At 67.5% G+C, this 26,719-nt stretch carries 23 protein-coding genes; 14 read left to right on the top strand and 9 right to left on the bottom strand.

Annotated elements, in window-relative coordinates; all coding sequences use genetic code 11:
* Positions 1-125: 125 nt before the first annotated feature.
* The 3 genes from RTW82_RS05320 to dibA form a co-directional block, all read right to left on the bottom strand.
* Positions 126-1,136 (bottom strand): sulfate ABC transporter substrate-binding protein, encoded by a 1,011-nt coding sequence (locus RTW82_RS05320; RefSeq protein ID WP_021217925.1) that lies wholly within the window; start codon positions 1,134-1,136, stop codon positions 126-128.
* Positions 1,137-1,277: 141 nt separating this feature from the next.
* Positions 1,278-1,460: a sulfur starvation response protein OscA gene (oscA, locus tag RTW82_RS05315; RefSeq protein WP_021217924.1), complete on the bottom strand. Its 183-nt coding sequence runs from the start codon at positions 1,458-1,460 to the stop codon at positions 1,278-1,280.
* A gap of 223 nt (positions 1,461-1,683) precedes the next feature.
* Complete coding sequence (gene dibA / locus RTW82_RS05310) at positions 1,684-3,624, bottom strand: phosphodiesterase DibA (RefSeq protein WP_316924461.1); 1,941 nt, start codon at positions 3,622-3,624, stop codon at positions 1,684-1,686.
* A 166-nt stretch (positions 3,625-3,790) separates the two neighbouring features.
* Here dibA and desA point away from each other — a divergent pair, with 166 nt between their 5' ends.
* The gene (gene desA, locus RTW82_RS05305; protein WP_316924460.1) at positions 3,791-4,978 is read left to right on the top strand and encodes a delta-9 fatty acid desaturase DesA; all 1,188 of its coding nucleotides are present in this window, start codon (positions 3,791-3,793) and stop codon (positions 4,976-4,978) included.
* A gap of 526 nt (positions 4,979-5,504) precedes the next feature.
* Here desA and RTW82_RS05300 read toward each other — a convergent pair.
* Positions 5,505-5,702 carry a hypothetical protein gene (locus tag RTW82_RS05300; RefSeq protein WP_021217921.1) on the bottom strand — a complete coding sequence of 66 codons (198 nt, stop codon included), beginning with the start codon at positions 5,700-5,702 and terminating at the stop codon, positions 5,505-5,507.
* A gap of 96 nt (positions 5,703-5,798) precedes the next feature.
* On the bottom strand, positions 5,799-6,755 hold the full coding sequence (locus RTW82_RS05295; RefSeq protein ID WP_184491837.1) for a LysR family transcriptional regulator: 957 nt from the start codon (positions 6,753-6,755) through the stop codon (positions 5,799-5,801).
* A 168-nt stretch (positions 6,756-6,923) separates the two neighbouring features.
* Between RTW82_RS05295 and RTW82_RS05290 the strand changes: the two genes are divergently transcribed.
* The 3 genes from RTW82_RS05290 to RTW82_RS05280 all read left to right on the top strand — a co-directional run bounded on the left by RTW82_RS05290 (position 6,924) and on the right by RTW82_RS05280 (position 10,054).
* Positions 6,924-7,985 (top strand): HlyD family secretion protein, encoded by a 1,062-nt coding sequence (locus RTW82_RS05290; protein ID WP_316924459.1) that lies wholly within the window; start codon positions 6,924-6,926, stop codon positions 7,983-7,985.
* Positions 7,985-9,010 (top strand): DUF2955 domain-containing protein, encoded by a 1,026-nt coding sequence (locus RTW82_RS05285; protein WP_184491833.1) that lies wholly within the window; start codon positions 7,985-7,987, stop codon positions 9,008-9,010. The genes RTW82_RS05290 and RTW82_RS05285 overlap by 1 nt, the downstream gene beginning before the upstream one ends.
* Positions 9,011-9,085: 75 nt before the next feature.
* Positions 9,086-10,054: a sensor domain-containing diguanylate cyclase gene (locus tag RTW82_RS05280; RefSeq protein ID WP_316924458.1), complete on the top strand. Its 969-nt coding sequence runs from the start codon at positions 9,086-9,088 to the stop codon at positions 10,052-10,054.
* Positions 10,055-10,270: 216 nt separating this feature from the next.
* On the opposite strand, the gene RTW82_RS05275 is transcribed toward RTW82_RS05280, so the two are convergent.
* From RTW82_RS05275 to RTW82_RS05265, 3 genes are read right to left on the bottom strand one after another with little or no spacing between them, the layout of a single operon-like run.
* The gene (locus RTW82_RS05275) at positions 10,271-11,878 is read right to left on the bottom strand and encodes an arylsulfatase (RefSeq protein ID WP_316924457.1); all 1,608 of its coding nucleotides are present in this window, start codon (positions 11,876-11,878) and stop codon (positions 10,271-10,273) included.
* Between the two features lie 19 nt (positions 11,879-11,897).
* Positions 11,898-12,761 carry an ABC transporter ATP-binding protein gene (locus RTW82_RS05270; RefSeq protein WP_316924456.1) on the bottom strand — a complete coding sequence of 288 codons (864 nt, stop codon included), beginning with the start codon at positions 12,759-12,761 and terminating at the stop codon, positions 11,898-11,900.
* Positions 12,758-14,356, bottom strand: coding sequence for an ABC transporter permease (locus RTW82_RS05265; protein WP_316924455.1), 1,599 nt, complete (start codon positions 14,354-14,356; stop codon positions 12,758-12,760). The genes RTW82_RS05270 and RTW82_RS05265 overlap by 4 nt, the downstream gene beginning before the upstream one ends.
* Before the next feature lie 284 nt (positions 14,357-14,640).
* Here RTW82_RS05265 and RTW82_RS05260 point away from each other — a divergent pair, with 284 nt between their 5' ends.
* On the top strand, positions 14,641-15,690 hold the full coding sequence (locus RTW82_RS05260; RefSeq protein ID WP_271659396.1) for an ABC transporter substrate-binding protein: 1,050 nt from the start codon (positions 14,641-14,643) through the stop codon (positions 15,688-15,690).
* Positions 15,691-15,989: 299 nt separating this feature from the next.
* Here the strand turns inward: RTW82_RS05260 and RTW82_RS05255 are convergent, their stop codons facing one another.
* Positions 15,990-16,919, bottom strand: coding sequence for a LysR family transcriptional regulator (locus RTW82_RS05255; protein ID WP_043245269.1), 930 nt, complete (start codon positions 16,917-16,919; stop codon positions 15,990-15,992).
* Between the two features lie 367 nt (positions 16,920-17,286).
* On the opposite strand from RTW82_RS05255, the gene RTW82_RS05250 reads away from it, so the two are divergent.
* From RTW82_RS05250 to RTW82_RS05210, 9 genes are all read left to right on the top strand, one after another.
* Positions 17,287-19,647, top strand: a complete 2,361-nt coding sequence (locus RTW82_RS05250) for a TonB-dependent receptor (protein ID WP_316924454.1) — start codon at positions 17,287-17,289, stop codon at positions 19,645-19,647.
* A 37-nt stretch (positions 19,648-19,684) separates the two neighbouring features.
* Entirely contained in the window at positions 19,685-20,590 is a 906-nt protein-coding gene (locus RTW82_RS05245) for a TauD/TfdA family dioxygenase (protein WP_316924453.1), read from the top strand.
* 78 nt (positions 20,591-20,668) lie between these two features.
* Positions 20,669-21,574: a TauD/TfdA dioxygenase family protein gene (locus tag RTW82_RS05240; protein WP_263402464.1), complete on the top strand. Its 906-nt coding sequence runs from the start codon at positions 20,669-20,671 to the stop codon at positions 21,572-21,574.
* Positions 21,575-22,182: 608 nt separating this feature from the next.
* Positions 22,183-22,992 carry an energy transducer TonB gene (locus RTW82_RS05235; RefSeq protein WP_021217908.1) on the top strand — a complete coding sequence of 270 codons (810 nt, stop codon included), beginning with the start codon at positions 22,183-22,185 and terminating at the stop codon, positions 22,990-22,992.
* Between the two features lie 45 nt (positions 22,993-23,037).
* Positions 23,038-23,754, top strand: coding sequence for a MotA/TolQ/ExbB proton channel family protein (locus RTW82_RS05230; RefSeq protein WP_021217907.1), 717 nt, complete (start codon positions 23,038-23,040; stop codon positions 23,752-23,754).
* Between the two features lies 1 nt (position 23,755).
* The gene (locus RTW82_RS05225; protein ID WP_263402462.1) at positions 23,756-24,157 is read left to right on the top strand and encodes an ExbD/TolR family protein; all 402 of its coding nucleotides are present in this window, start codon (positions 23,756-23,758) and stop codon (positions 24,155-24,157) included.
* A 60-nt stretch (positions 24,158-24,217) separates the two neighbouring features.
* Entirely contained in the window at positions 24,218-24,838 is a 621-nt protein-coding gene (locus RTW82_RS05220) for a glutathione binding-like protein (RefSeq protein WP_316924452.1), read from the top strand.
* 125 nt (positions 24,839-24,963) lie between these two features.
* On the top strand, positions 24,964-25,539 hold the full coding sequence (locus tag RTW82_RS05215; RefSeq protein ID WP_316924451.1) for an RNA polymerase sigma factor: 576 nt from the start codon (positions 24,964-24,966) through the stop codon (positions 25,537-25,539).
* Positions 25,536-26,534, top strand: coding sequence for a FecR family protein (locus RTW82_RS05210; RefSeq protein WP_316924450.1), 999 nt, complete (start codon positions 25,536-25,538; stop codon positions 26,532-26,534). The genes RTW82_RS05215 and RTW82_RS05210 overlap by 4 nt, the downstream gene beginning before the upstream one ends.
* Positions 26,535-26,719: the final 185 nt, after the last annotated feature.

Raw genomic sequence — 26,719 nt, 5'->3', positions numbered from 1 at the left:
GCCCGCCACCGGAATATCACCGGCCCGGGCACGGCAAAGGGAAGCTCGCGCTTCCCCTTGTCCGGGCGGGGCCTGCGCCCCACCCATTTTCTTGCAGCTTGCAGCTTGCAGCTTGCAGCTTCGGCTTATTGCGCCTGGTAGATCTGGTCGAAGATGCCGCCGTCGTTGAAGAACTTCGGTTGCGCTTCCTTCCAGCCGTTGAAGTCCTTGTCGACGGTCACCAGGTCCAGTTTCGGGAACTGCTTGGCGAACTCGGCGGCGACCTTCTCGTCACGGGGGCGGTAGAAGTTCTTCGCGGCGATGCGCTGGCCTTCCTCGCTGTACAGGTACTGCAGGTAGGCTTCGGCGACCTTGCGGGTGCCCTTCTTGTCGACGTTCTTGTCGACCACCGAAACCGGCGGCTCGGCGAGGATCGACAGGCTCGGCGCAACGATTTCGAAGTTCTCGCCGCCCTGTTCCTTGAGTGCCAGGAAGGCCTCATTTTCCCAGGCCAGCAGCACGTCGCCAATGTTGTTGTTGACGAAGGTGATGGTCGAACCGCGGGCGCCAGTGTCGAGAACCGGAACCTGCTTGTACAGCGCCTGTACGTATTCCTGTGCCTTGGCGTCGCTGCCGTACTGCTTCTTGGCCCAGGCCCAGGCGGCCAGGAAGTTCCAGCGGGCGCCGCCGGAGGTCTTCGGGTTCGGGGTGATGACTTCCACGCCGGCCTTGGTCAGGTCGCCCCAGTCCTTGATGCCCTTGGGGTTGCCCTTGCGCACCAGGAACACGATGGTCGAGGTGTAGGGGGTGCTGTTCTGCGGCAGGCGGGTCTGCCAGTTTTCGGGGATCAGCTTGCCGAGTTTCTGCAGCTCGTCGATGTCGCCGGCCAGGGCCAGGGTCACCACGTCGGCCTTGAGGCCGTCGATCACCGCGCGCGCCTGCTTGCCGGAACCGCCGTGGGATTGCTGGACCTTGAGGTCTTCACCGCCCTGGGCCTTCCAGTGCTTGGCGAAGGCGGCGTTGTACTCCTGGTACAGCTCGCGGGTCGGATCGTAGGAGACGTTGAGCAGTTCGGTGGCGGCGGCGACCGGGCCGGCGACCAGGGTGGTGAGCAGGGCGCTGGCCAGGGTGGCCAGGGCGAAGCGGCGAATCGACATGGATGAAGCTCCTGAATTCTGAGTTTTTATGCTGTTGGCTAGGTTGTCTTTCAGGCGCGGCGGGCGTTCACGGCGCACGTCGCAGTCGACTCGGTTCGCGTATCGGGTTGACCCCTCCGGCGACTCGGTCGGGTGTTCGGGTCAGCTGTTCTTGCCGGCGGGCGGTTGCAGGCGGAATTTTTCCTTGCGCTCGATCTGCACCACCTGGCCGTTGTGCACGGTGATCTCGACGGCACCGAAACGCAGGCCGTGCAGGGCACTCTGGATTTCACGCAGGATGCTGGCTTCGTCCTGGCCTTCGAGGCTGCGGAGTGTTGCGCTCATGGTCATGCTCCTTGGATGGGATGCCCGCGTCGGTGAACAGGGGGTTCGCGTGGCTTGGGCGCATCTTAATCAGGGCATGAATATTCTTAAAAATACTGTTTAAGAATTTTTATATAACCAATGGTTAGATTGAGCCGGATCGCTCGGCGCTCTGCTGGCCAGAGGTTCGCCCGCTCCGGGCGGAGTGACGCGCGGCGGGCGTTGGCCCACCGGAGAGAAGGGGTCAGAGCAGGCTGATCTGTTGCGGGGTGGCGCCGCCCGAGGGCGAAAGCTGCCAGGCTTCCTCGAGCTGCTGGGCCGGCTGCGGGCGGCTGAACAGGTAGCCCTGGCCATGGTCGCAACCCAGGCCACGGAGGAAGTCGGCCTGGCGCTGGTGCTCGATGCCTTCGGCCAGCACCTCCAGGCCCAGGCTGTGGCCCAGCGCGGTAACGGCCTTGGCGATGGCGATGTCGTCGCGGTCGTCGGGCAGGTTCTGCACGAAGCTCTGGTCGATCTTCAGCTTGTGCACCGGCAGGCGCTTGAGGCGCTGCAGGGACGAATAGCCGGTGCCGAAATCGTCGATGGCCAGGCGCACGCCGAGCTTGCACAGGCGGTCGAGCAGCTCCAGGGCGGTGTCCGGGTCCTCCATCACCGCGCTCTCGGTGATCTCCAGCTCCAGGCGCCCCGGTTCCAGGCCGGTGTCGGCGAGCACGCGGGCGACGCGGGTGTCCAGTTCGCCACGGCTGAACAGCCGGCAGGACACGTTCACCGCGATGAACGACAGCTGCAGGCCGCGCTCGGTCCAGTCGCGCATCTGCCGGCAGGCACGCTCCAGCACCCAGGCGTCGATGGCGCCGATCAGGCCGCTTTCCTCGGCCACCGGCAGGAACTCCGCCGGCGGCACCAGGCCGCGCTGCGGGTGCTGCCAGCGCACCAGGGTCTCGACGCCGATCAGGCGGCCATCGGCCAGGTCGTGGATGGGCTGGAACACCAGGCGCAGCTCGTCCTGCTCCAGGCCCTGGCGCAGCGCGGTGACCAGCTCGACGCGCTGGCGCGCCTGCTCGGTCAGCTCCTGGCTATAGAAGGCAAAGGTCTCGCGGCCCACGCTCTTGGCCTTGAACAGTGCCGAGTCGGCGTTGCGCAGCACCTGCTCGACGTTCTCGGCATCCCCCGGAAACAGGCTGATGCCCAGGCTGGCGCTGATGAACAGGTTCTGCTCGGCCAGGTGGAAGGGCGCGGCCAGGCATTGCTGGATGCGCCCGGCGAGGTCCGCCGCCTGTTCCGGGCCGGAGCCCTCGCAGAGCAGGCCGAACTCGTCGCCGCCCAGGCGCGCCAGGGTCATGCCGCCGGTCATCAGGGTGGCCAGGCGCTCGCCCACCGCCTTGAGCAGCAGGTCGCCGTGGTTGTGGCCGAGGCTTTCGTTGATGTGCTTGAAGTGGTCGAGGTCCAGCAGGATCACCGTGCCCTCGCTGCCTTCCCGGCGGGCGCGCTCCAGGGCGTGCTCGACGCGCTCGGTGAATAGCAGGCGGTTGGGCAGGTTGGTCAGCGGGTCGTGGTGGGCCAGGTAGTCCAGCTCGTTCTGCGAGCGCTTGATGGCGCTGACGTCGGAGAACACCGCCACGTAATGGGTCAGCAGGCCGTCTTCGTCGTGGATGGCGCGGATGTTCTGCCACAGCGGGTACACCTCGCCGTTGTGCCGGCGGTTCCACACCTCGCCGCTCCAGGCATGGCGGTTCTTCAGGGCGTTCCACATCGACTGGTAGAAGGCCTCGTCGTGGCGGCCGGACTTGAACAGGACCGGGGTCTGCCCCAGCACCTCGCTCTCCTCGAAGCCGGTGATGCGGGCGAAGGCACGGTTGACGTGGACGATGCGCTGCTCGGCATCGGTGACCAGCACCCCTTCCTGGGTGGCGTCGAACACCGCAGCGGCCTGGCGCAGGCTGCTCTCCTGCTCGCGGCGGGCCTGCAGGTAGGCGCGCAGGCGGCGCATGTGCAGGCACACCAGCAGGTACAGCAGGCCGCTGGTGACCGCCACGAAGAGCAGCCCCTTGGCCGACTGCAGCAGTTCCAGGCGGCTGCCATCGGGGCTCAGCAGGGGCAGCAGATGGTCGCTGAAGAGTATCCAGGCGCTGGCGAGGAGGAAGTAGGGCAGCACCAGTTTCACGGCGCTGAGCTTGGGTTTCATAGGTGAGTCGAGGCCATGCCAGATGTGATCGGTTTCGCATTATAGATGAATGGAGATTCATCTCTTTCTTATCTAAAGAACAGGATGGTTTTCTCACAATTCATGGGGATAATGCCGGTGTTTGTCCGACAACCTCGCCCTTCCTTCCCCCGAGGCTACGCACTCCATGTGGTACAACGGTTTTCTCGATCTGTCGCTGTGGCAACTGGTGGCAGCCACCCTGGTGATGACGCATATCACCATCGTCGGCGTCACGGTCTACCTGCACCGCTATTCCGCCCATCGCTCCCTGGAACTGCACCCGGCGCTGAAGCACTTCTTCCGCTTCTGGCTGTGGCTGACCACCGCGATGAACACCCGCGAATGGACCGCGATCCACCGTAAGCACCACGCCAAGTGCGAAACCGTCGACGACCCGCACAGCCCGGTGATCAAGGGCCTGGGTACCGTACTGCGCCGCGGCGCGGAGCTGTACCGCGAGGAAGCCGAAAACGAAGAGACCCTGCGCATCTACGGCAAGAACTGCCCGGATGACTGGCTCGAACGCAATGTCTACTCCCGCTACCCCCTGGGTGGCGTGTTCCTGATGGCGGCCATCGACCTCGCCCTGTTCGGCGTCGCCGGCATCACCATCTGGGCCGTGCAGATGATGTGGATCCCGGTCTGGGCCGCAGGCGTCATCAACGGCCTCGGCCACGCCGTCGGCTACCGCAACTTCGAATGCCGCGACGCCGCCACCAACCTGGTGCCCTGGGGCATCCTCATCGGTGGCGAAGAGCTGCACAACAACCACCACACCTACCCGAACTCGGCCAAGCTGTCGGTGAAGAAGTGGGAATTCGACCTGGGCTGGGCCTGGATCAAGCTGTTCAGCTTCCTGCGCCTGGCCAAGGTGCAGCGCGTGGCGCCCATCGCCCACCGCGTGGAAGGCAAGGGCAGCCTGGACATGGACACCGCCATGGCCATCCTCAACAACCGTTTCCAGATCATGGCGCAGTACCGCAAGCTGGTGATCGCGCCCCTGGTGAAGCAGGAACTGGCCAAGGCCGACGAGTCGGTGCGCCACCTGTTCCGCCGCGCCAAGCGCCTGCTGTCCCGCGAGACCAGCCTGCTGGACGAACGCCACCATGCGCGCATCGCCGCCATGCTGGAGCAGAGCCAGGCGCTGAAGGTGATCTACGAGAAGCGCCTCGCCCTGCAGCACATCTGGGTCAAGACCAGCGCCAACGGCCACGACATGCTCGAAGCCATGAAGCAATGGGTACACGAGGCCGAGGCCAGCGGCATCCAGTCGCTGCGCGACTTCGCCGAGCAGCTCAAGACCTACTCGCTGCGCCCGGCCGCCACGGCCTGATCGCAACGACCCCGAAGAAGGCCGGCCATTGCCGGCCTTTTTCATGGGCCTGTCCGCAGGTTGGTGCCGAGCCCGCGAGGGCCAACGATGCGTGCCCGCCCCTTCGCGAATGAATTCGCTTCTCCGGGAGAGGGGCGAGGTGTTGGTGTGTGGGGCGAGTCCGCTTGGTGGATAGAAGAGCGCTATCCACCCTACCCAGCGGGGAAGTCCGTGCGGGCACGAGCTGCCAGGCGATGTAGGGTGGACCCCGCTTCACCGGTCCACCGCTGCGGGGTTGGGCCCGTGCCATCTGTAGAAGCGGCTTCAGCCGCGAAAGACTCACCGCCGTCCCCCTGCTGCGTGTGGCTGGACACTCCATCGCGAATGAATTCGCTCCTACCCTCCCACTCCCACCTGCACCGCCCACACACGCCTGGTTCTGAAACGCGGCCAAAAAAAACCGCCCGGGGGAGGGCGGCTGGAACAAGACGTCGAAAGGAGCAATCACATCGACGTCAGGAGGTAAGGAGGAGGTGGAGCGGGTCGATCAGCTGTCCTGGCCGGACTCGGCCTTGCGCTCGGTGCCTTGCTTGGCGATGGCCTGCTGCTGGGCGGCGTCCTGGGCGCGTTGCTCATACTGCGCATTTCGCGCAACAAAGGCGGACGACTCTTCGGCGAAGGAGAACTGGGTGAAGGACAGGGCGAAAGCGGTGAAAGCGGCAGTAACAAAGAGATTGCGTTGCATAGCGTGATCCTCGGCGGGATGCATCTGGAGACCGAGGCCATCTTAGGCGGGGGGCCGGCGGCGAAAAACCACGGCCCAGGTGAATCACAATTGCTTCTAGCGCAACAATTGTGTGCGCACGGCCCAGTGGCGCGGGTCGTCCAGCACGGCGTCGTCCTGGGCGAACAGCGGCGGCAGCTCGGCCTTGAGGAAGTCCACCCAGGTCCTGATCTTGGCGTCGAGAAAGCGCCGTGACGGGTAGATCGCATAGATGTTGCGCTCGCGCAGTCGGTGCTCCGGCAGCAGGCGCAACAGCGTGCCGTCGCGCAGCGGCTGGCAGGCGACGAAGGAGGGCAGCAGGCAGAAGCCCATGCCCGCCTGGGCGGCGCGGGCCAGGGATTCGGCGACGTTGACCTGGAAGGCCTCCGCCGGGAGCACGTCGAACTCGCCATCCGTGCCCTGCAGCACCCAGTTGTCCTGGTAGAGCGGGTCCAGCAGGCGCAGGTAGCGGTGATGGCGCAGGTCCGCCGGCCCCTTGGGCACGCCATGCTGCTCAAGGTAGGCGGGCGCCGCGCAGACCACGCTGTACATCTGCCCCAGGGACTGCGCCACCATCTGCGAGTCCGGCAGCTCGCGGGCGAAGGTCAGCACCACGTCCTGGCCGTCCTCCAGCGGGTCGGGGTTGCGCTGCGACAGGGTCAGGTCGACCACCACCTCCGGGTACAGCTCGGTGTAGCGCGCCACCAGGCCGGTGAGGTGCTGCAGGCCGAGCCCGGTCATGGTGTGCACCCGCAGCCGGCCGCTGGGCTTGAGGTGTGCGCCGCGCGCCTCGGCGGCGGCCTGGTCCACTTCATTGAGGATGGAGCGGCTGCGCTGCAGGTAGCGCTCGCCCACTTCGGTCAGCGCCAGGCGCCGGGTGGTGCGGTGCAGCAGGCGTGCCTGCAGCTGCTGCTCCAGTTCGGAAACCAGCCGCGAGACCTGCGCGGTGGAGAGGTCCAGCGCCTGCGCCGCCGCGGTGAAGCTGCCGGTCTCGATGACGCGAACGAACACACGCATGCTGTTCAGGGTGTCCATTGTTACTCCTCGCGCAAGGCTGATTCTCGAAGGGCGCTGATTATCCAGGAAACGCCGGTAAATATACTGCCAGCCCTGAGCTGTTTGCCGTTTTACCGGATCACCGCCCATCGCCCCGTTCGCGGGCATCGCGGCAACACCGGTCCGCCCTGTACTTCCGAGGTATCCATGACCCCCGATCAAAGGTTCGCCCGCCGGGTGCGGAGCGCCATTGCGGCCTTCGTGCTGCTGTTCGTCTACTTCCTCGCGGCCGACCTGTGGATGCCCATCACCCCCCAAGCCCAGCTGACGCGCCCGGTGCTGCGCCTGGCGCCCCGGGTCAGCGGCCAGGTGCTGGACATCGTCGTCGGCAACAACGCCCATGTGCCGGCCGGGCAGCTGCTGTTCCGCCTCGACCCCGAGCCCTTCCGCCTTGCCGTCAACGCCGCCGAGCTGGCCCTGGAGCAGGCCGCCCAGGACAACGCCGAGCTCGATGCCAGCCTCGCCGCCGCCCGTGCCGACAAACTCGCCGCCGACGCCTCGGCCCAGGAGCTGGCGCGCGAGACCGAGCGCCTCGGCAAGCTGGTGGCCAGCCAGCACGTCTCCCGCCAGCTGTTCGAACAGACCCAATCCCAGCGTGCCGCCGCCAGCGCCAAGGTGGCCGCCGCCAGTGCGCGCATCCACCAGCTGGCCGCCGAGCGCGGTGCGGCGGGCGACGACAACCTGCGCCTGCGCCAGGCTCGCAACGCCCTCGACCAGGCCCGCCTGCAACTGCAGTACAGCGAAGTCCGCGCCGAGCGCGCCGGCACCCTGAGCAACCTGCAGCTGTCCCCGGGTGCCTTCGTCGCCGCCGGCAGCCCGGTGGCCGCGCTGGTGGCCGATGAGGCCGATGTCAGCGCCGACTTCCGCGAGAAGGCCCTGCGCTACGTGGGCCTGGGCGATGGCGCCAGCGTGGTGTTCGACGCCCTGCCCGGGCGCATCTTCGCGGCGCGGGTCAGCGCCATCGACGCCGGCGTCAAGGAAGGCCAGCTGGACGCCAACGGCGACCTCGCCGCCCCCGCCACTTCCGACCGCTGGGTGCGCGACGCCCAGCGCCAGCGCCTGCACGTGCTGCTGGAGGCGCCCCCGGAAGCGCCCCTGCCCAGCGGCGCCAAGGCCACGGTGCAGCTCTACCCCCACGAATCGCCCCTGGCCACCTTCTTCGGCCGGGTGCAGATCCGCCTCATCAGCCTGCTGCACTACATCTACTGATGACGCGCCCGGCCCTCAGCGAGAACGGCCTGCGTCAGTGCCTGCGCCTGGCCTGCGGCGGCACCCTCGGCCTGTTCGTGTGCAAGCTGATGGACTGGGACAACGGCTCGTTCTTCTGCGTCTACCCCATGCTGCTGCTGGGCCTGGTGCCCACCATCAACGCCCATGTGATCCGCCAGTTCCTCGCCCAGGCGGTGCTGGTGAGCCTGGAGACGCTGGTCATCTACGGGCTGTTCGGCGACCGCCCGATGCTCATCGTGCCCCTGGTCTTCGCCGCCTTCCTCTGGCGCTTCAGCCTCATGGCGCGCGGCCCGCTGTTCATGTTCGGCGCCCTGGGCTGCGTGTTCCTCTCCATGCAGCTGCACTTCGCCAGCTACCCCGAAACCCACCTCTACGACCTGGTGGCCAGCAATCTGGTGGCCGCCTGCCTCACGGTGCTGATCGCCTGGCTGATGTTCTTCCTCTTCCCCGATGCCGAGCCCCGCGAGCCGCGCACTCCGCCGCCCAAGGACCTGCCCAGCCAGCGCCACGAAGCGCTGCTCGGCGCCTGCATCGCCACCCTGTCGTTCATCCTCTTCCAGACCTTCGACCTGAAGGACTCGCTGTCCGCGCAGATCGCCTCGATCCTGGTGCTCTTCCCCATGCACTGGAACGGCATCCGCTTCGCCGGGCGCATCCGCGCCCTCGGCACCATGCTCGGCTGCCTCATCGGGCTGGTGCTGCAACTGCTGCTCTACGACCACTACGACGTGCTACCGCTCGTCGCCTCGCTGTACTGGATAGCCGCGTTTTTCTGTGCCCGAGTGCACGTATTGGAGGGGGCGCAGGGAATCGGCTTCGGCGCGCTGACAACTTTGGCGATTGTTTTCGGTCAATACCTGACGCCGAGTCACGACATGATGTTCAGCCTGGCCTATCGGCTCAGTTCGGTTTGCGTTGCGGTCTTCATCACCCTGCTTGCGGTGTTCGTTCTGCACCGCCTGTTCAACCGTTTTGCAGCCATTCGTCACCAGAGTCATGCCTGACCGCGGCCACCCATGCCCGCCGCTTCGTTGCGGGCGTAACGTGACCCGAATACGCGAAGGCAGGCTATGGGCCGGATGGAAAACTTCGAGGAAACACCCAGCGAGCTGGAGAAGCTCACCCTGGCACTGCTGCACAGCCGTGGCGAGGTGGAGCGCCTGCGCGAACGCGAACTGCTGTTCAACAGCCTGCTGGGCAGCGTCAACGCCGTGCTCTGGGCCTTCGACTGGGACGCGCAGAAGATCATCTACGTCAGCCCCCACTACGAGCGCATGTTCGGCCGCCCGGCCGAGCTGCTGATGGTGGACTTCAACGAGTGGCGCAACTGCATCTACCCCGACGACGTCGAGTACGCCGCACGCAGCCTTGCCGAGGTGCTCACCAAGGGCGCGGTGGAAGTGCGCGAGTACCGCATCATCCGCGGTGACGGCCAGGTGCGCTGGCTCAGCGACAAATGCTTCGTCAGCCGCCAGGGCCAGGCCGGGCAGAGCACCCTGGTGGTGGGCATCGCCGAGGACATCACCGAGAAGAAGACCCTGGAGGCCGAGCTGCAACGCCTGGCCACCACCGACGTGCTGACCGGCACCAGCAACCGCCGGCACTTCTTCGAATGCGCCCAGCGCGAATTCGATGTGGCCGAGCGCTACGAACGGCCCCTGGCCTTCCTGCTGCTGGATATCGATGACTTCAAGAAGATCAACGACACCTACGGCCACCAGGTGGGTGACCTGGTGCTGCAGCGCATCGCCCAGTGCGGCGCCGGCGCCCTGCGCCGGGTCGACCATTTCGGGCGCATTGGCGGCGAGGAATTCGCCGCCGTATTCCCCGGCTGCGACCCGGCCCAGGCCCTTCAGGTGGCCGAACGCCTGGAGCGTGAAGTGCAGCGCCTGTCGTTCAGCGCCGCCGGCCAGATCTTCAGCGTCACCCTCAGCCAGGGCCTGACCACCCTGCGCCCCGGCGACACCCTGGAACACCTCTACGCCCGCGCCGACGAAGCCATGTACAGCGCCAAGCGCAGCGGCAAGAACCGCATCGTCCCGGTGTAGCTGCCCCGGTTGCACGCTGCACCGTAGGTTGGTGCCGAGCGTAGCGAGGCCCAACGCAGCGGCCTGCAACCTCGCCGTGTTGGGCGGCCTTCCGTAGGGTGGGCTTCAGCCCACCGCAGGTGGTTCACCGGAGCCTTGGGGCAAGGGCGAGCCGAGGTGCAACGGCGCTCCCCTTTCGCGAATGAATTCCCCCACAAGCACGCTCTGCTGTTGCCCCTATGGCTGGAACGGCGATTCGCTGAGGATCACCCCGGTCTCGTCCACATAGCGCTGCCAGGCCTCGATCAGCCCGGCCAGGGCTTCCGGCCGTTCCTGGGCCAGGTCGTGGATTTCCCCCGGGTCCTTTTCCAGGTCATAGAGCTGCCAGGTTTCCGGGCCCACCGGCGCGGGCAGGTACACCGCCTTGAGGTGGCCCTGGCGGATGGCGCGCATGCCGAACAGCTCCCAGCCGGTGACCGTTTTCTCGTCATGCACCTGGGGCGTCTCGCCCGAGAGGTAGCCCAGCCAGGAGCGCCCGCGCACCGGTGCCACCTCGCGGCCCTGCCAGCGGGTGCCCGGGTGGCGCACGCCGGCCAGGTCCAGCACCGTGGGGGTAATGTCCATCACCGTGGAAAACACCGAGCTGACCTGCTTCTGCCGCTGCAGCTGTGGATAACGCACCAGGGCCGGCACGCGGATGCCGCCCTCGGTGGTGAAGGCCTTGTACAGGCGTGACGGCGCGGTGGCCGCCTGGGCCCAGCGCGGGCCGTACCAGACATAGGAGTTGGCGCGGCCGATGTTCTCCAGGCTGTTGTCGTAGTGCTGGTCGAGAAAGCTCTTCAGGTTCGGGCCGAACTTGGGGAAGGCCTCCAGCAGCGCGCCCTCGGCACCGTTGTCGGACATGAAGAGGATGAAGGTGTCGTCCTCCAGCCCCTGCTGGCGCAGGTAGTCCAGCACCCGGCCGATGTTCCAGTCCATGCGCTCCACCATGGCCGCGTAGACCTCCATGGTCCGCGCCGACACCTGGCTTTCCTCGTCGCTCAGTGCCTCCCACTCGGCGCTGATGGCGCGCACCGGGTGTGCCTCCACGTCCTGCGCCACCAGGCCCAGGGCCTTGAGCTTCTCCAGGCGTTCCAGGCGCAGCGCCTCGGGGCCGGCGTCGTAGCGGCCGCGGTAGTTATCCACAACCTCGGCGGGTGCCTGCAGCGGCCAGTGCGGGGCGGAGAAGGGCAGGTAGGCGAAGAAGGGCCGGCTCTGGTCGCGCTCCTTGAGGTACTGGATCAGCTTGTCACCGAAGGCATCGGAGGAATAGAAGCCCTCCGGCAGCTGGTCGATGAAGCGGTCATCCTCGACGTACAGCGCCGGCGTCGCCTTGAGGATGCCCGGCGTGCTGGCGTCGTAGGGCGGCTCGTAGCCGTAGTGGTTGGCCGCGCCCGGCAGCAGCGAAAAGGAGCGCTCGAAGCCCCGCGCATGGGGCGCGCGCTCGGCGGTCAGGCCCAGGTGCCACTTGCCGGACATCAGCGTCTGGTAGCCGGCCTCGCGCAGCAGTTCCGGCAGCGCCACCACGCGGTCGTTGAGGTAACCCTCGTAGCCCGGCTTGCCGATCAGCTCCGGGGTCAGCGCCTCGGCCATGGTGCCGATGCCGGCGATATGGTGGTCGGTGCCGGTGAGCAGCATCGAGCGGGTCGGCGAGCAGGTGGGCGCGGTGTGGAAATCGGTCAGGCGCAGGCCGTCGAAGGCCAGGCGGTCCAGGTTCGGCGTGGCGATCTCGCCGCCGAAGGCACCGAGGTCGGAGAAGCCCAGGTCGTCGGCGACTATCACCAGGAAGTTGGGGCGTTTGCTCATCCAGCGTTCTCCAAAGGGGCTACAGGGCGATGAATTCGAGGGGCAGGTCGGCGACGCGCGGCGGCACCGGTGGCTGGTAGTCACCTTCGCCGGTCAGTTGGTGCAGCAGGGCTTCGCGCACCCGGTGGAAGTCGTGGCCGGTACGCTGGCGCGGGCGCGGCAGGTCGATGTCCACCACCTGCTTGATGCGCCCCGGGCGCGGCGCCATCACCACCACGCGGTCGGCCAGGTAGATGGCTTCCTCGGCGTCGTGGGTGACCAGGAGGGTGGTGATGCGCTGGCGTTTGCGGATGGCCAGCAGCTCGTCCTGCATCTGCTGGCGGGTGAGGGCGTCGAGGGCGCCGAAGGGCTCGTCCAGCAGCAGGATGCGCGGGCTCGCCACCAGGCCCCGGGCGATGGCCACGCGCTGGGCCATGCCGCCGGACAGTTGGTGCGGGTAGGCGCTTTCGAAGCCGCTCAACCCCACCAGCTGCACGAACTGGTGGATGCGCCGGGCGCGCTCGCCCTGCTCGATGGGTTCGTTGACCAGGCCCAGGCCGATGTTCTGGGTGACCGTCAGCCAGGGGAACAGGCGGTGCTCCTGGAACACGATGCCGCGTTCGCCGCCGATGCCGCGCACCGGCTTGCCGTCCACCTCGATACGGCCGCTGAAGTCGGTATCCAGCCCCACCAGCAGGCGCAGCAGGGTGGACTTGCCGCAGCCACTGGAGCCGACGATGGCGATGAACTCGCCCTCCTCGACATCCAGGCTGAAGTCCTCGATGGCCTGGAAGGGCTGGCCGTCCACCTGGAACACCTTGCCGACCCCGGCAAAGCTCAGGGTGGGCGGCGCGGAGACGGGCTGGTTGGCCGCTTCGGCGGCACTGCGGTTGAAGGCGTTCATGCGGTTCTCCAGCGCGTGGCGCGGGTTTCGATGCGTTGTCCGAGGGTGCCCAGCAGGGCGCCGACCAGGCCCACCAGCAGCATGGCCGCCATCACCTGGTCCATGCGGAACAGCTGCTGCGCGCCGAGCATGTAGCTGGCGATGCCGCCGTCCGAGGGCATGAAGTATTCGGCGCCGATGGTGCCCAGCCAGGCGTAGATCAGCGACAGGCGCAGGCCGGCGAAGATGGCCGGCGCGGCGCCCGGCAGCACCAGCAGGCGCAGGCGCTTGCCCAGGCCCAGGCGCAGCACCTGCGCGGCCTCGCCCAGTTGCGGCGAAAGCCCGGCGACGCCGCGCTGGGTGGCGATGAACAGGGGGAAGAAGGCCGCCAGGCTGACGAAGGCCAGCTTGGCCGCCTCGCCCAGGCCGAACCAGGCGGTGAGCAGCGGCACCCAGGCGAAGATCGCCACCTGGCGCAGCGCCGAAAGGCTCGGCCCGGTCAGGCGCTCGGCCAGGGTGGAAAGCCCCAGCAGCAAGCCCAGCAGCAGGCCGGAGGCACCGCCGATCAGCAGCCCGAGCAGGGCCCGTTTCAGGCTGGCGCCCATGGCCGTGGGCAGGCTGCCGTCGGCCAGGCCCTGCTGCAGGCTGCGCAGCACGTCCAGCGGCGAGGCGAGGATATTGGCGTCGACCCAGCCAAAGCCGGCGGTGGCCTGCCACAGCACGACGATGGCCAGGGGCAGCAACCCGGCCTGCAAACGTTGCCAGCCCTGCAGGCGCGGGCCCCGGGGTTGCTGGCCGGTGGCCGGGTGGGGCCAGAACAGCAGCAGGGCGTCGAGGCGGTTGATGCCGCGATCCATCAGCGCGCCCACCAGGCCGATCACCAGGATGCAGACGAACACCAGGTCGAGCATGAACAGCTGGCGGCCCCAGACCATCAGGTAGCCGATGCCTTCGCTGGAGGCCAGCAGCTCCACCGCCAGCAGCGAGGTCCAGCCGGTGGCCAGGGCCAGGCGTAGCCCGGCCATGAAGGCGGGCAGGGCGCCGGGCAGCACCAGGCGCCAGAACAGCAGGTGCGGCGGCAGGCGCAGCACCGCAGCGGCTTCGCGCAGGCGCGGTTGGGCATCACGCACGCCCACCAGCACGTGCAGGGTCACCGGCACCACCACCGCCTTGATCAGCACCACCAGCTTGAGGGTCTCGCCGATGCCGAAGAACAGCATGAACAGCGGGATCCAGGCCAGGGTAGGAATCTGCGCCAGGGCCACGAAGGTCGGGTAGACCAGCGCCTCGGCCCGCCGCGAAAGCCCCAGCCAACTGCCCAGCAGCACGCCACCGGCGACACCGGCGAGCAGCCCCCAGAGCAGGCGCTGCAGACTTATCCACAGGTGGCCCCAGAGCTCGCCGGAGCCGAACTCCAGGGCGCTCTGCCAGACCACCGCCGGTGCCGGAAGGATCTGCTCGGACATCCACAGCCGCTCCGAGGCCACCCACCAGAGCAGGAACAGGCCGAGGGGCAGCAGCCAGGGCAGGGCCCAGGCGAAGCCGTGCAGGCTCGGGGTCGGCAACGTGAAGCGGGGGGCCGGCTGGAGGGCGGGCAGCGTCTGGATCTTGCTCATCGGGTCTCCCGGCGCTTGGGCTCTAATGTTATTTCCGTGTGGAATATAAAATTCGAATATCCATTTATTTATGGATAAGAGCGTCATTTGTGGGGGAGGGCCGGGGCAGCGGCAAATGCCTTTGTTGAATATTTTTTATGCATTCCCTGCATAGCGGCCCACAGGGCGCGGCTCGCCTGATTTATGCATTCGGGTTATCAAAAAATGAATTTTTATTATTTTCTTGCCGAGAGCCCCTGTGCCTATCTAGCCGCCACATGACCCCCAGCGCAGGAGCGCCTCCCATGAAAACCCTGATCAACAGCGTCCTCGGGCTGTTCGCCCCCACCGTGCTGGCGGGCGTGCTCGGTGCCGCCCCGCTGCTGGCCCAGGCCGCCGAGGCGCCGAAGGAAATCCGCATCGCCGTGCCCGACCTCAGTGCCGGCAGCCAGCACAGCGGCGGTGGCGTGGTGGACGTGCTGCGCAGCCGGAACATCCTCGAACAGGAATTCGCCAAGGACGGCATCAAGGTCCAGTGGCTGTTCTTCAAGGGCGCGGGCCCGGTGGTCAACGAAGCCCTCGCCAACGGCCAGGTGGACTTCGCCTACCTGGGCGACCTGGCCGCCATCATCGGCAAGGCCAGCGGCCTGGATACCCGCCTGCTCAGCGCCACCGCGCGCGGGGTGAAAAGCTACCTGGGCGTGGTGCCCGGCTCCGGCATCAAGACCCTGGAAGACCTCAAGGGCAAGCGCGTCGCGGTGTTCCGCGGCACCGCCAACCAGCTGTCCTTCGCCAACGCCCTGGCCAGCCGCGGCCTCTCCGAACGCGACTTCAAGGTGATCAACCTCGACTTCAACGCCGCCAACGCGGCCCTGGCGGCCAAGCAGGTGGATGCCTCCTGGGGCCTGGCCGGGCTGATCGCCCTGCGCGACAAGGGCCTCGCCGAACTGCCCCTGAGTACCCGCGACCTGGGCGGCGCCGGCAGCACCCAGGCAGTGCTGGTGGGCACCGGCGCCTTCGTCCGCGACTACCCGGAAGTGACGGCACGGCTGATCAAGGCCCAGCAGCAGGCGGTGCAATGGCTGCGCGACGATGAGAACAAGCAGGCCTACGTCGAACTGGTGTCCAGCCTGGCCAGCTACCCGGTGGGCATCCTCGGCACCGACCTCAAGGATGAAAGCTTCAACACCATCTTCGACCCGCAGCTGGATGCCGACTTCCTCGCCCGTCTGCAGAAAGGCGTCGACTTCGCCGCCGAACAACGGCTGATCCGCAAGCCGTTCAAGGTGGCCGACTGGAACGAACCGCGCTTCCTCGACGCTGCCTTGAAAGAGCCGGTGCAGGCATCGCGTTAAGGCCGCCAGCACAACGGTGCCGGCCCTGTTCGCGAATGAATTCGCTCCCACGAAAAGCCCGACCGCTGTGTAGGGTGGACGTCGCTCTTCACGTCCACCAGCGGAGCCCCCGGCAACTCCGTGCATCGTAGGTTGGCGCCGAGCGCAGCGAGGCCCAACACAACGGTGCCGGCCCTATTCGCGAATGAATTCGCTCCCACGAAAAGCCCGACCGCTGCGTAGGGTGGACGTCGCTCTTTACGTCCACCAGCGGAGTGCCCGGCAACCCTTGTTGATGGACCGATCCCTCGGTTGCCGACTCAGGCGCTGCGCCGCGCTTCTTCCGCTTCGATTCCGTCCAACTCGACGATGAGCTCGATCAGCGCCCGGGCGGCGGGGGAGAGGCGGTAACCGGTGCGGGTGACGATGCCGCAGCGGGCGGAGAGGCTTTCCAGGTTCTCCGGCAGGTTGCGGAAGCTCAGCAGCGCCAGCTCACCGCTTTCCAGCAGCGGTGCCAGGGTCTCCAGCATGCCCACGCCCACGGCATCGGTCTGGCGCACCACCTGCACCAGCGCCGGCACGTGCTCGCATTCCAGGTTGAGGTCGAAATCCGCCTTGCCGCTGAAGCCCGCCAGCAGCTTGCGGATGCCCGCCGGCAGCCGGGTGGCGGCCAGCGGGTAGTCGAACATGTCGTTGGTGGAGAGGCTTTCCTTGGCTAGCAACGGGTGCCCCCGGCGGCAGAAGAAGCGGCCGTTGCGCGGGGTCAGCTCGCGGGTCTGGAAGTTCGGGTCGATCTCGAACTGGCGGATGTCGGCGATGAAGAACTCGATCTCGTCCCGGGCCAGCAGGCGACCCAGGGCTTCCCAATTGTTCACCTCGAAGCGGGTGGTGATGCGCGGGTGGCGGCTGATGAAGGCGGCCAGGGCGTCGGGCACCAGCTTGGCCGCCGGTGCCGGCCCGCAGCCGAAGTGCAGCTCGCCGGCATCCAGCTTGGTCATCTGGTTGATTTCGCGGGTCAGGTTGCTTGCGCCCTGCACCAGGCGCAAGGCGTGCTGTAGCACCACCTGGCCTTCCGGCGTGGGGCGCAGGTCCTTGTTGCCCCGGTCCACCAGCTGGCAGCCGAAGGCCTGCTCCAGGCCCTGGATGCTGCGGCTGAACGCCGGCTGGGTGATGCCCATGGCATCGGCCGCACGAACGAAACTGCGGTGTTCCACCAGGGCGATGAAGTAACGGAGTTGGCGCAGATCCATCATGCTTTACCGGCATCGAAAATATAGGTCGAAGGCATTTGCCCGCGTATGGGTGCTGGTTTTAAATGCAGGCTCTTATTCCGTCAACGAAGCTTGTTTAGATAAATAAGATTAAAAAGGAATAAGTATATGGCCCAGCCCGAAGGGGGACACCCGATGACCACGCCAGCCCGACTTCCCGTCTCCGCCATGACCCGGCTTCTCGCGCCGCTCATGCGCCGCTGTCGCTGACAGCCGAACCCTGAGCCCGGTGGCCCTGCGCGCCACCTGACGCTCCTCCGAACCCACGCCGCCCCGACCGTCGCCCTGCGTGCGATGCGGGCCCGCTCTGCCCGGAAAAAGCCGGGCCCCGAACAAGGACCGCCCCATGAGCCACCGCCGTACCGCTTTCCCCTCGTCCCTCGCCCGGCCGCTCGCCCTGCAGCGCCTGGCCGCCGTGGACTATGCACTGACCCTGCTGCTGGCCCTGGGCGCGGGGAGCGCCTGGGCCGCCGACAGCGGCACCGAGCAGCAAGTGGACAAGGATGTCGCCCTGCAGAAGGTCACCGTCACCGCCCGCCGCCGCGAGGAAGACGTGCAGGACGTGCCCACGCCCATCACCACCCTCAGCGGCGCCACCCTGGAAACCCAGCGCGTGTACAAGGTGCAGGACCTGCAGCAGGTGCTGCCCAGCGTCAACGTCGCCTTCATCCACGCGCGCCAGTCCAGCGTCGCGGTGCGCGGCATCGGCAACAACCCGGCCAGCGATGGCCTCGAAGGCAGCGCCGGGGTCTACCTGGACAACGTCTACCTCGGCCGCCCGGGCATGGCGGTGTTCGACCTGCTGGACATCGAGCAGCTGGAACTGCTACGTGGCCCCCAGGGCACCCTGTTCGGCAAGAACACCACCGCCGGCGTGCTCAACATCAGCACCCGCGCACCCACCTTCAGCCCCGAGCGCACGGTGGAGGTCTCCGGTGGCCAGGACGGTTACTTCCAGGCCAAGGGCACGGTCAACGGCGCCCTCACCGAAACCCTCGCCGCGCGCCTGTCGGCCTACCGCACCCGCGACGACGGCTTCATCAAGAACATCCACAACGGCGACGACCTCAACGGCGGCGAGCGCCAGGGCGTGCGCGGGCAGTTCCTCTTCGAGCCCAACGAGGACTTCAGCCTGCGCTGGATCAACGACTACAACGAGGAGGATTCCAGCACCGGCACCATGGTCGTCTACGGCGCGCCGGCGCGTTACTGGCAGCGCGCGGCCCTGGTGGGTGCATCACCGGTGCGTGACCCGGACGACAAGAAGGTCAACATCGACGGCCGCCAGAGCGTCAGCGTGCACCAGGGCGGCAGCTCGGTAGAGGCCAACTGGAACCTCGCCGGCGGCTACACGCTCACCTCCATCAGCGCCTACCGCTACTGGCACTTCACCCCGGCCAACGACGAGAGCCTCAACGTGCCGGCGCTGCTCAACACCGGGGTGGAGGTGCACGACCGCCAGTTCTCCCAGGAGATCCGCCTGGCCTCGCCCACCGGCGGCGCGTTCGACTACGTGCTCGGCGCCTACGTGTTCAACCAGAACCTGGGCAACAAGACCTTCACCGACTATGGCTCCCAGGCCGACCTGTTCCTGCTCGGCGCCAACCTCGATGCCATCAACAACCTCAGCACCAAGGCCAACGGCAAGATCGAGACCGACAGCTACGCGCTGTTCGCCCAGGGCACCTGGCACCTCACCGACCGCCTCGACTTCACCGCCGGCCTGCGCGGCACCTACGAGGAGAAGGACGCCAACATCAAGCGCTTCGCTCCCGTGGGCGGCGCTGCCGTCACCGGCCAGGCCGCGGCCATCCGTGCCGGGCAACTGGGCGCCTATGACTCGGGCGACCTCAGCCTGCACAACGCCGCGCCGTCCTTCCTGCTGAGCCTGGCCTACAAGTTCGACGAGGACCTGCTGGGCTACGCCTCCCTGGCCCATGGCGAGAAATCCGGCGGGGTGAACCTGGCGGTGGGCTCGGCCCCGGTGGCCGGCGCCGACTCGCTGCTGGTCGGGCCGGAGCGCGCCAACGACGCTGAGCTGGGCTTCAAGAGCACGCTGCTCGACCGTCGCCTGCTGCTCAACGCCAACCTGTTCTGGACCGGCATCCACGGCTACCAGGCCACCACCCTGTACCAGGCGCCGGGCTCCACCAACGTCGTGCAGGTGCTGGCCAACGCCGGCAGCGTGCGCTCGCGCGGCCTGGAGTTCGAAGCCACCGCACTGCCCGTGCGCGGCCTCACCCTGAACTTCAACGGCTCCTACAACGACGTCACCTACCTCAGCTTCAAGGACGCCCCGTGCCCCGGCGAGGTGAGCACCGCCCCCGGCGCCCCGGCCACCTGCGACCTCACCGGCGAGCGCGTGGTCGGCGCCTCGAAATGGATCGCCAACCTCAGCGGCGAATACAAGTGGCAGCTGGAGAACCGCATCGAGCCCTACCTCACCGCCAGCTATTCGTACCGCTCCGAAGCCGAAGGCACCCTGGACAACTCCGACCTCTCGAAGATCGACGGCTACGGCCTGGTCAACCTCTCGGCCGGCGTGCGCCGTGACCTGGGCGACGGCCAGGTGGACGCCTCCATCTGGGTGCGCAACGCCACCGACACCGACTACTACCTCAGCGCCTTCGCCTACCTGAACGGCGCCTACACGGCCTCGGTGGGCGCCCCGCGCACCGCCGGCGTCTCCCTGCGCTACGACTTCTGACCCCCAGCAGCACCCACCCCAACGCGAGGACCGCACCATGAGCAACGCAGCACTGGCCACCCAGCAGACCGAGCTCCAGCTGGACATCCACCCCATCGCCGGGCGCATCGGCGCCGAAATCCGCGGCGTGACCCTCTCCGGCGACCTGGACGCCGCCACGGTCGCGGCCATCCAGGCCGCCCTGGTCCAACACAAAGTCGTGTTCTTCCGCGGCCAGGCCCACCTCGACGACCAGGGCCAGGAAGCCTTCGCCAAGCTTCTCGGCGACCCCATCGCCCACCCCACCGTGCCGGTGCGCGAAGGCACCCGCTACCTGCTTCAGCTCGACGGCGCCGAAGGCCAGCGGGCCAACTCCTGGCACACCGACGTGACCTTCGTCGACGCCTACCCCAAGGCCTCGATCCTGCGCAGCGTGGTGGCCCCGGCCGCCGGCGGCGACACCGTCTGGGCCAACACCGCCAGCGCCTACGCCGACCTGCCCGAGCCGCTGCGCGCGCTGGCCGACACGCTCTGGGCCGTGCACAGCAACGAATACGACTACGCCGGCGTGCGCCCCAGCGTGTCCGTGGAGAAACTCGAGGAATACCGCAAGGTGTTCGCCTCCACCGTCTACGAGACCGAGCACCCGGTGGTGCGCGTGCACCCCATCAGCGGCGAGCGCAGCCTGCTGCTGGGGCACTTCGTCAAACGCATCAAGGGCCTCTCCCAGGCCGATTCGGCGCACATCTTCGCCGTGCTGCAAAGCCACGTGACGCGCCTGGAAAACACCGTGCGCTGGCGCTGGCAGCAGGGCGACGTGGCCATCTGGGACAACCGCTCCACCCAGCACTACGCCGTGGACGACTACGACACCCAGCCGCGCATCGTGCGCCGCGTGACCCTGGCCGGCGAAGTGCCGGTGGGCATCGACGGCCAGCTCAGCCGCACCACGAGGAAGGGCTGAAGGCCAACTTCCGAATGCCCGGGGCGCGGCCACCCGCCGCGCCCCGTTGACCGAACACCCCGAATCAGGAGAACCACCATGACCCTGGCCGCCCAGCGCCACGACGAGCCCGCCCCATCGATCCACCCCGAGCAGCCCTTCACCATCACCCCGCTGGCCGCGCCCTTGGGCGCGGTGGTCAGCGGCTTCGACGCCACCCGCATCACCCCCGAGCAGGTGCTGGCCCTCAAGCAGGCCCAGCGTGAGCATCACATCCTGGTGTTCCGCGACCAGCACCTGGACGACGCCCAGTACCTGGCCTTCGCCACCCACTTCGGCGCGGTGTTCCAGCCGCCGGCGGACATCCCGGTGCTGTCCTCCGGTGCCGACGGCAAGGCGCCGGAGATCGTCAAGGTGGCCAACACCGAGGATGGCGAGCTGGGCAACACCGCCATTCCCGCCCACGTCGACCACCACTGGACGCCGACGCCGTCCTCCGGCTCCTTCCTCTACGCGTTGGAGGTGCCCTCCAAGGGCGGCGAGACCCGCTTCACCAACCTGGCTCTGGCCTACAGCGCGCTGGATGAGGCCACCCGCCGCGAGATCGACCCGCTGCGGCTGATCAACTACAACCCCTTCATCCGCCTCAAGAGCGGCGGCTACAACGGCGGCTTCGTCACCTACCGCACCCCGGACATCCCCGCCATCCAGGGCACCGAGCACCCGCTGGTGCGCACCCACCCGGAAAGCGGCAAGCGCCTGCTGTTCCTCGGCGTGCACACCGAAGTGGAAATCCCCGGCGCCGACCCGGAATACGGCAAGGCGCTGATCGGCCGGCTGCGCGAGCACCTGGAGAACCCGCGCTTCCACTACGCCCACGCCTGGCAGCCGGGTGACATCGTCTGGTGGGACAACCAGGCCGTCCTCCACGCCCGCAACGGCTTCCCCGCCACCGAAAAGCGCCGCATGAAGCGCATCAGCCTCAGCGGCAGCCGCCCCTTCTGATCCCCCGCCCCGATGGCCCGCCATCGGGGCTCGCCCTCCCGCCACACCTGTCCCCGTGGGTGCGCCTTCATCTGAACGTGGGAAACCACGTTCTTAGGGCGTGGTCATGAGTCATCGGCTCTGCCTGTGGCGATTTGAATTGAAAACCCAGCAGGATGAACGCGTGCCGGAGTGAGTGGCGGCTGCATGTTCCGAGGTCTGATTGCGCCCCCTTCTAGGGAGCCAAAAGCAAAGCCAGGTTCTAAGAACGTGGATGTTTACTCGCGAAGAAATCGACGCCGCCGCGTTGGGCCTCGCTGCGCTCGGCGCCAACCTACGGGTTTGTGCGCAGCACCGCCTCCATCCCGCCGCTTTCAATGCCTTACAGGCATATTTTCAATGCCTTCCAAGCATCACGATTTATAAACCCTTATTTTTCAATCAGTTAGAAATTTATATTCCTTAAAGTAATTAATGAATCGTTAAAAATTACTTTAAGAGATAAGCCCAAAAACCAATCATCTCTCCGTGGCCGACCGCTCTGGGACGGCCCTCATGCAGCCCCGGAGGCTGCAACCCGTTCAATGTCCGGTGCACAGGCCGGACTTTTTTATCCAGGAGTCTTGCCGATGGGCAATGTCCTTAAAGCCGACAGCGCAGGCAACGTGCTGTGGCGTGAAGTACGCAGCCCCGGTGAGGTGCTCGACCTCGGTGTGCCGTTGCGGCATGCCCTGGGGCTCGGGCGCTTCCAGCGACCGGGCTCGCGTGTACTGGGGCGCCGCGAAGCGGTGCTGCTCGGTGTGTTCGCCCTGGTGCTGCACACCGGCGTTCTCTACTGGGCGAGCCAGAAGTCCACGCCGCCGCTGCCGGAAGTGCCGCCGCAGATTCCGCCCATGACCATCGAATTCACCACCCCGGCACCGCCCGTGGTGGAGCCGCCACCGCCTGAGCCGCCGCCGCCCGTGATCGAGCCGCCACCGCCGGTGGTGGAGGAACTGGCCGTCAAGCCGCCGCCGCCCAAACCGGTGCCCAAGCCCAAGCCGCAACCCCCGAAGCCGGTGCCCAAGCCCGCGCCGAAACCGGTCGAGCCACCGCCGCCCGCACCGCCCAAGGCCGAAGCCCCGCCCGCGCCCCCGGCTCCGCCCGCGCCGGCACCGGTCACGCCGCCGTCGGCCAACGCCGGCTACCTGCGCAACCCGGCGCCGGAATACCCCTCCTTCGCCCAGCGGCGCGGTTGGGAAGGCACGGTGCTGCTGCGGGTGCATGTACTGGCCAGCGGCTTGCCCAGCGAGATCCAGATCCAGAAAACCAGTGGGCGCGACCTGCTGGACGAAGCGGCGGTCAAGGCCGTCAAGCGTTGGACCTTTGTGCCCTCCAAGCGCGGCGACCAGGCGCTGGATGGCTGGGTCAGCGTCCCGATCGACTTCAAATTGAACTGAACACAGACCGAATTCACGCGTTAGCGCAACACAGAGGATTGCCCCATGGACTTGCTTACCAACCCCTTCGCATCGGTCGAACACGTGGTCATCTGGCTGCTGATCGGCTTCTCGGTCATCACCTGGGGCCTGGCCCTGGTCAAGGCCATCCAGTTCGCCCGCCTCAAGCACCAGGACCGCAAGTTCCAGAAGCTGTTCTGGAGCGCCACCAGCCTCGACAGCGCCGCTGACCTGGTCCAGGGCAACAACGGCGCCGCCGCCCACGTGGCCCAGGCCGGCTTCGCCGCGATCCAGGTGATCGACGGCAGCCAGCCGGGCGACCTGAGCCAGGCGATCAACCACCAGGACCGCCTGGAACGTGCCCTGCGCCAGCAGATCCAGCGTGAGCGCCGCTCCCTGGAATCCGGCCTGGCGGTGGTCGCCTCCATCGGCTCCACCTCGCCCTTCATCGGCCTGTTCGGCACCGTGTGGGGGATCATGGAAGCGCTCAAGGGCATCAGCCTGGCCGGCTCCGCCAGCCTGGAAACCGTGGCCGGCCCCATCGGCGCGGCCCTGGTCGCCACCGGCGTCGGCATCGCCGTCGCGGTGCCCGCGGTGCTGGTCTACAACTACTTCCTGCGCAGCCTCAAGCTCACCGCTGCGGACCTCGACGACTTCGCCCACGACTTCTACAGCCTGGCCCAGAAGAGCGCCTTCAAGGTCATCGTCTCCCCGAGCGCCGGCAAGCACGGCGCCGCGCAGAAAGTGAAGGAGGCGTCCTGACATGGCCTTCTCCACACAGGACAGCGACGAGGTTCTTTCCGAGATCAACGTCACCCCGCTGGTGGACGTGATGCTGGTGCTGCTGGTGGTGTTCATCGTCACCGCGCCCCTGCTCACCAACGCCATCCCGATCAACCTGCCGAAGACCGAAGCGGTCGCCCCGCCGGACCAGAAGGACCCGCTGGTGGTGAGCATCGACGGTGAAGGCAAGCTGTTCATCAACAAGGACGAGATCCAGCCCGACCTGCTGCAAAGCAACCTGGAGGCCGCCAAGGCCAAGGACCCGGAGCTGCGCGTGCAGCTGCAGGCGGACGACAAGGTCGACTACGGCGCGGTGGCCAAGGCCATGGCCTCCATCGAACGCGCCGGGATCACCAAGCTGGCGGTGATCACCGCCCGCTGACAGCTTTGGCCGCCTCCCTTCAGGCAGGGGGGAGGTGGCCTTTTTATTCGAGGAACCGCAATGACCACCCTGTTCATTTCCCCGGGCGCCTGCTCGCTGGCTTCCCACATCGCAGTGCGCGAGCTGGGGCTGCCGATCCAGGTCGAGCGCGTGGCGTTGCGTACCGCGGACTCGCCCATCCACGCCATCAACCCCCTGGGCCGCGTACCGGCGCTGCAACTGGACGACGGCACCGTGCTCACCGAGAACAGCGCGATCCTTCCGTACCTCGCCGACCAGGTGCCGGGCACTCCGCTGTTCGCCCCGGCCGGCAGCGTCGAGCGTGCTCAGATCCAGGGCTGGCTCGGCTACCTGGCTGCGGAGGTGCACACCGCCTCCTTCCGCCCGCTGAACCGCCCCGAACGCTATTCCGCCGACACCGGCGCCCACGACGGCATCCGCGCCCAGGCACGGGTCCAGCTGTACCGCGCGTTCGAGCACATCGAACGCCACCTCGAGGACCGCCAGTGGCTGGTGGGCGAGCGCTTCACCCTCGCCGACGCCTACCTGGGTGTGTTCAGCCTGTGGATCGCCCGCATCGGTGGCGAGTTCGAGCAGCTCACCGCCGTCGCGCGCCTGCGCCAGGCCTTCCTCGCCCGGCCGGCCGTGCGCGAAGCACTGGCCGCAGAAGGGTTGGCCTGAGGATTCGCCGCACCGCTGGACGGCCGGCGCGGCGGTTTTCTATGCAGGCTTCTTGATAAGAATTATCATTCGCTGCCATTCGACGCCCCGGTCATATCCGGGGCGCGTCCCTCAGCAGTGATCCGATGTCCGAACCCGACGCCCTGGCCGAACCCCGGCCGCACTCTCCTGACGAGCCCGTGCGGCGCGAGGATCTGTTGCGCGTGTTCCTCGCCCAGCGGGAGCGGATGGAGGCGCTGGTCAGCCGCCGCGTAGGGTGCCGCGCCACGGCGGCGGACCTGGTCCAGGACCTGTTCCTGCGCTTCTGGCGCCGCCCGGCGGCACCGGTGGAGGATCTGGCCACCTACCTGCTGCGCAGTGCCCACAACCTGGCCATCGACCACATGCGCAGCGAAGGCGCGCGCACCCGCAACGAGGCCGGCCTGCTGCTCGAACAGGACGAGGCGCCGCCCCCGGAAGCGGCGCTGGAGGCCGGCAACGACCTGCGTCACGTTGAAGCGGCCTTGCGCTCGTTGCCGGAGCGCACACGCCACATTTTCCTGCTCAACCGCATCCACGGCAGCACCTATGGCGACATCGCGCGCGCCATGGGGCTTTCCCAGTCCGCCGTGGAAAAACATATGATGCGTGCCTTGGAAGCCTGCAAGGCCAGCCTGCAGGACAGGCCGGCCACCATCTCGCCGGGGAGCGCGAAACCATGAGTCTCGATCAGCAGCGGCCCGTCGCCGCCACCAGCAGCCAGCATGCCGTCGAGCAGGCGGCCTGGCTGTGGATCGGGCGCATGCAGGGGCGGCCTTCGCCGGCCCAGCGCGAAGCCTTCGAGCGCTGGCTCTATGCCGATGTCACCCATATCGAGGCCTACGCCCAGGCCCAGGAGCTGTGGCGCCGTACCTGGCCCGCGGCCCATGCCATCGCCGCCGAGGAAGACGCGCGCCTGCGCCAGTACCTGGAGCGCATGGCCGTGCCGCCTGCTCGTGGGCGGCGCTGGGGCGCCCTGCTGGCGATGGCCGCGAGCCTGGCCCTGGTGGTCTGGGGCGGCGGCTGGAAGCCCGTCGACTGGTTGCAGGACCTGGGCGCCGACTACGTGTCCGCGCCCGGTGAGGTGCGCACGGTGGAACTGGCCGACGGCTCGGTGATCACCCTGGATGCCGACAGCGCGGTGAGCGTCGAGCTGCGCGCGGACGAACGCCATGTCGAACTGCGTCGCGGTGCGGCCTTCTTCCAGGTCAGCCATGGCGAGGTGCCGTTCGTGGTCTACGCCGCCGGTGGCGAAGCCCGGGTGCTCGGCACCCGCTTCGGCGTGCGGCTGCGCCACGGCGGCGCGCGGGTCACGGTGGAGCAGGGCAGGGTGGGCGTCACCGCCGCGCCCGGCCAGCCCCAGGACGTGCTCGCCGCCAACCAGCAGCTGGTCTATGGCGAAGGCAAGGCCGGTGAGACCTGGACGGTGGACGCCCAGGCGCAGCTGTCCTGGCGGGAAGGGCGGCTGACTTTCTACAAGACGCCCCTGGCCGATGTGCTGGCTGAGCTGGCGCGCTACTACCCGGGGCGCATCGTCCTGCTGGATGACGAACTGGCCGCGCGGCGCATCAGCGGCAGCTTCCCCAGCAACGACCCCCACGCCATCCTCGACTCCCTGCGCGCCGTGGTCGGTTTCCGCCAGCACGAGGTGCTGGGCCGGTTGATCGTGTTGCGCTGATTGGCGGGGAAGCCGCAGGGGCGCCTTCCTGTAGGAGCGAATTCATTCGCGAAGCAGCCTGCAAGGCTGCCCCCGGGGTTGAGGCCTGGGGACGCTTCGCGACCCTTTCGCGAATGAATTCGCTCCCACGGTTCCTACTCGGCTATTCGCTTATTGGAGGCACCGCTCGCCGGTGCACCGAGCCG

The sequence above is a fragment of the Pseudomonas sp. zfem005 genome (assembly GCF_032621735.1).
Taxonomy (GTDB): Bacteria; Pseudomonadota; Gammaproteobacteria; order Pseudomonadales; family Pseudomonadaceae; genus Metapseudomonas; species Metapseudomonas solani.
Note: the sequence above shows the minus strand (reverse complement) of the source record. Positions and strands in the feature narration are given on the sequence as shown.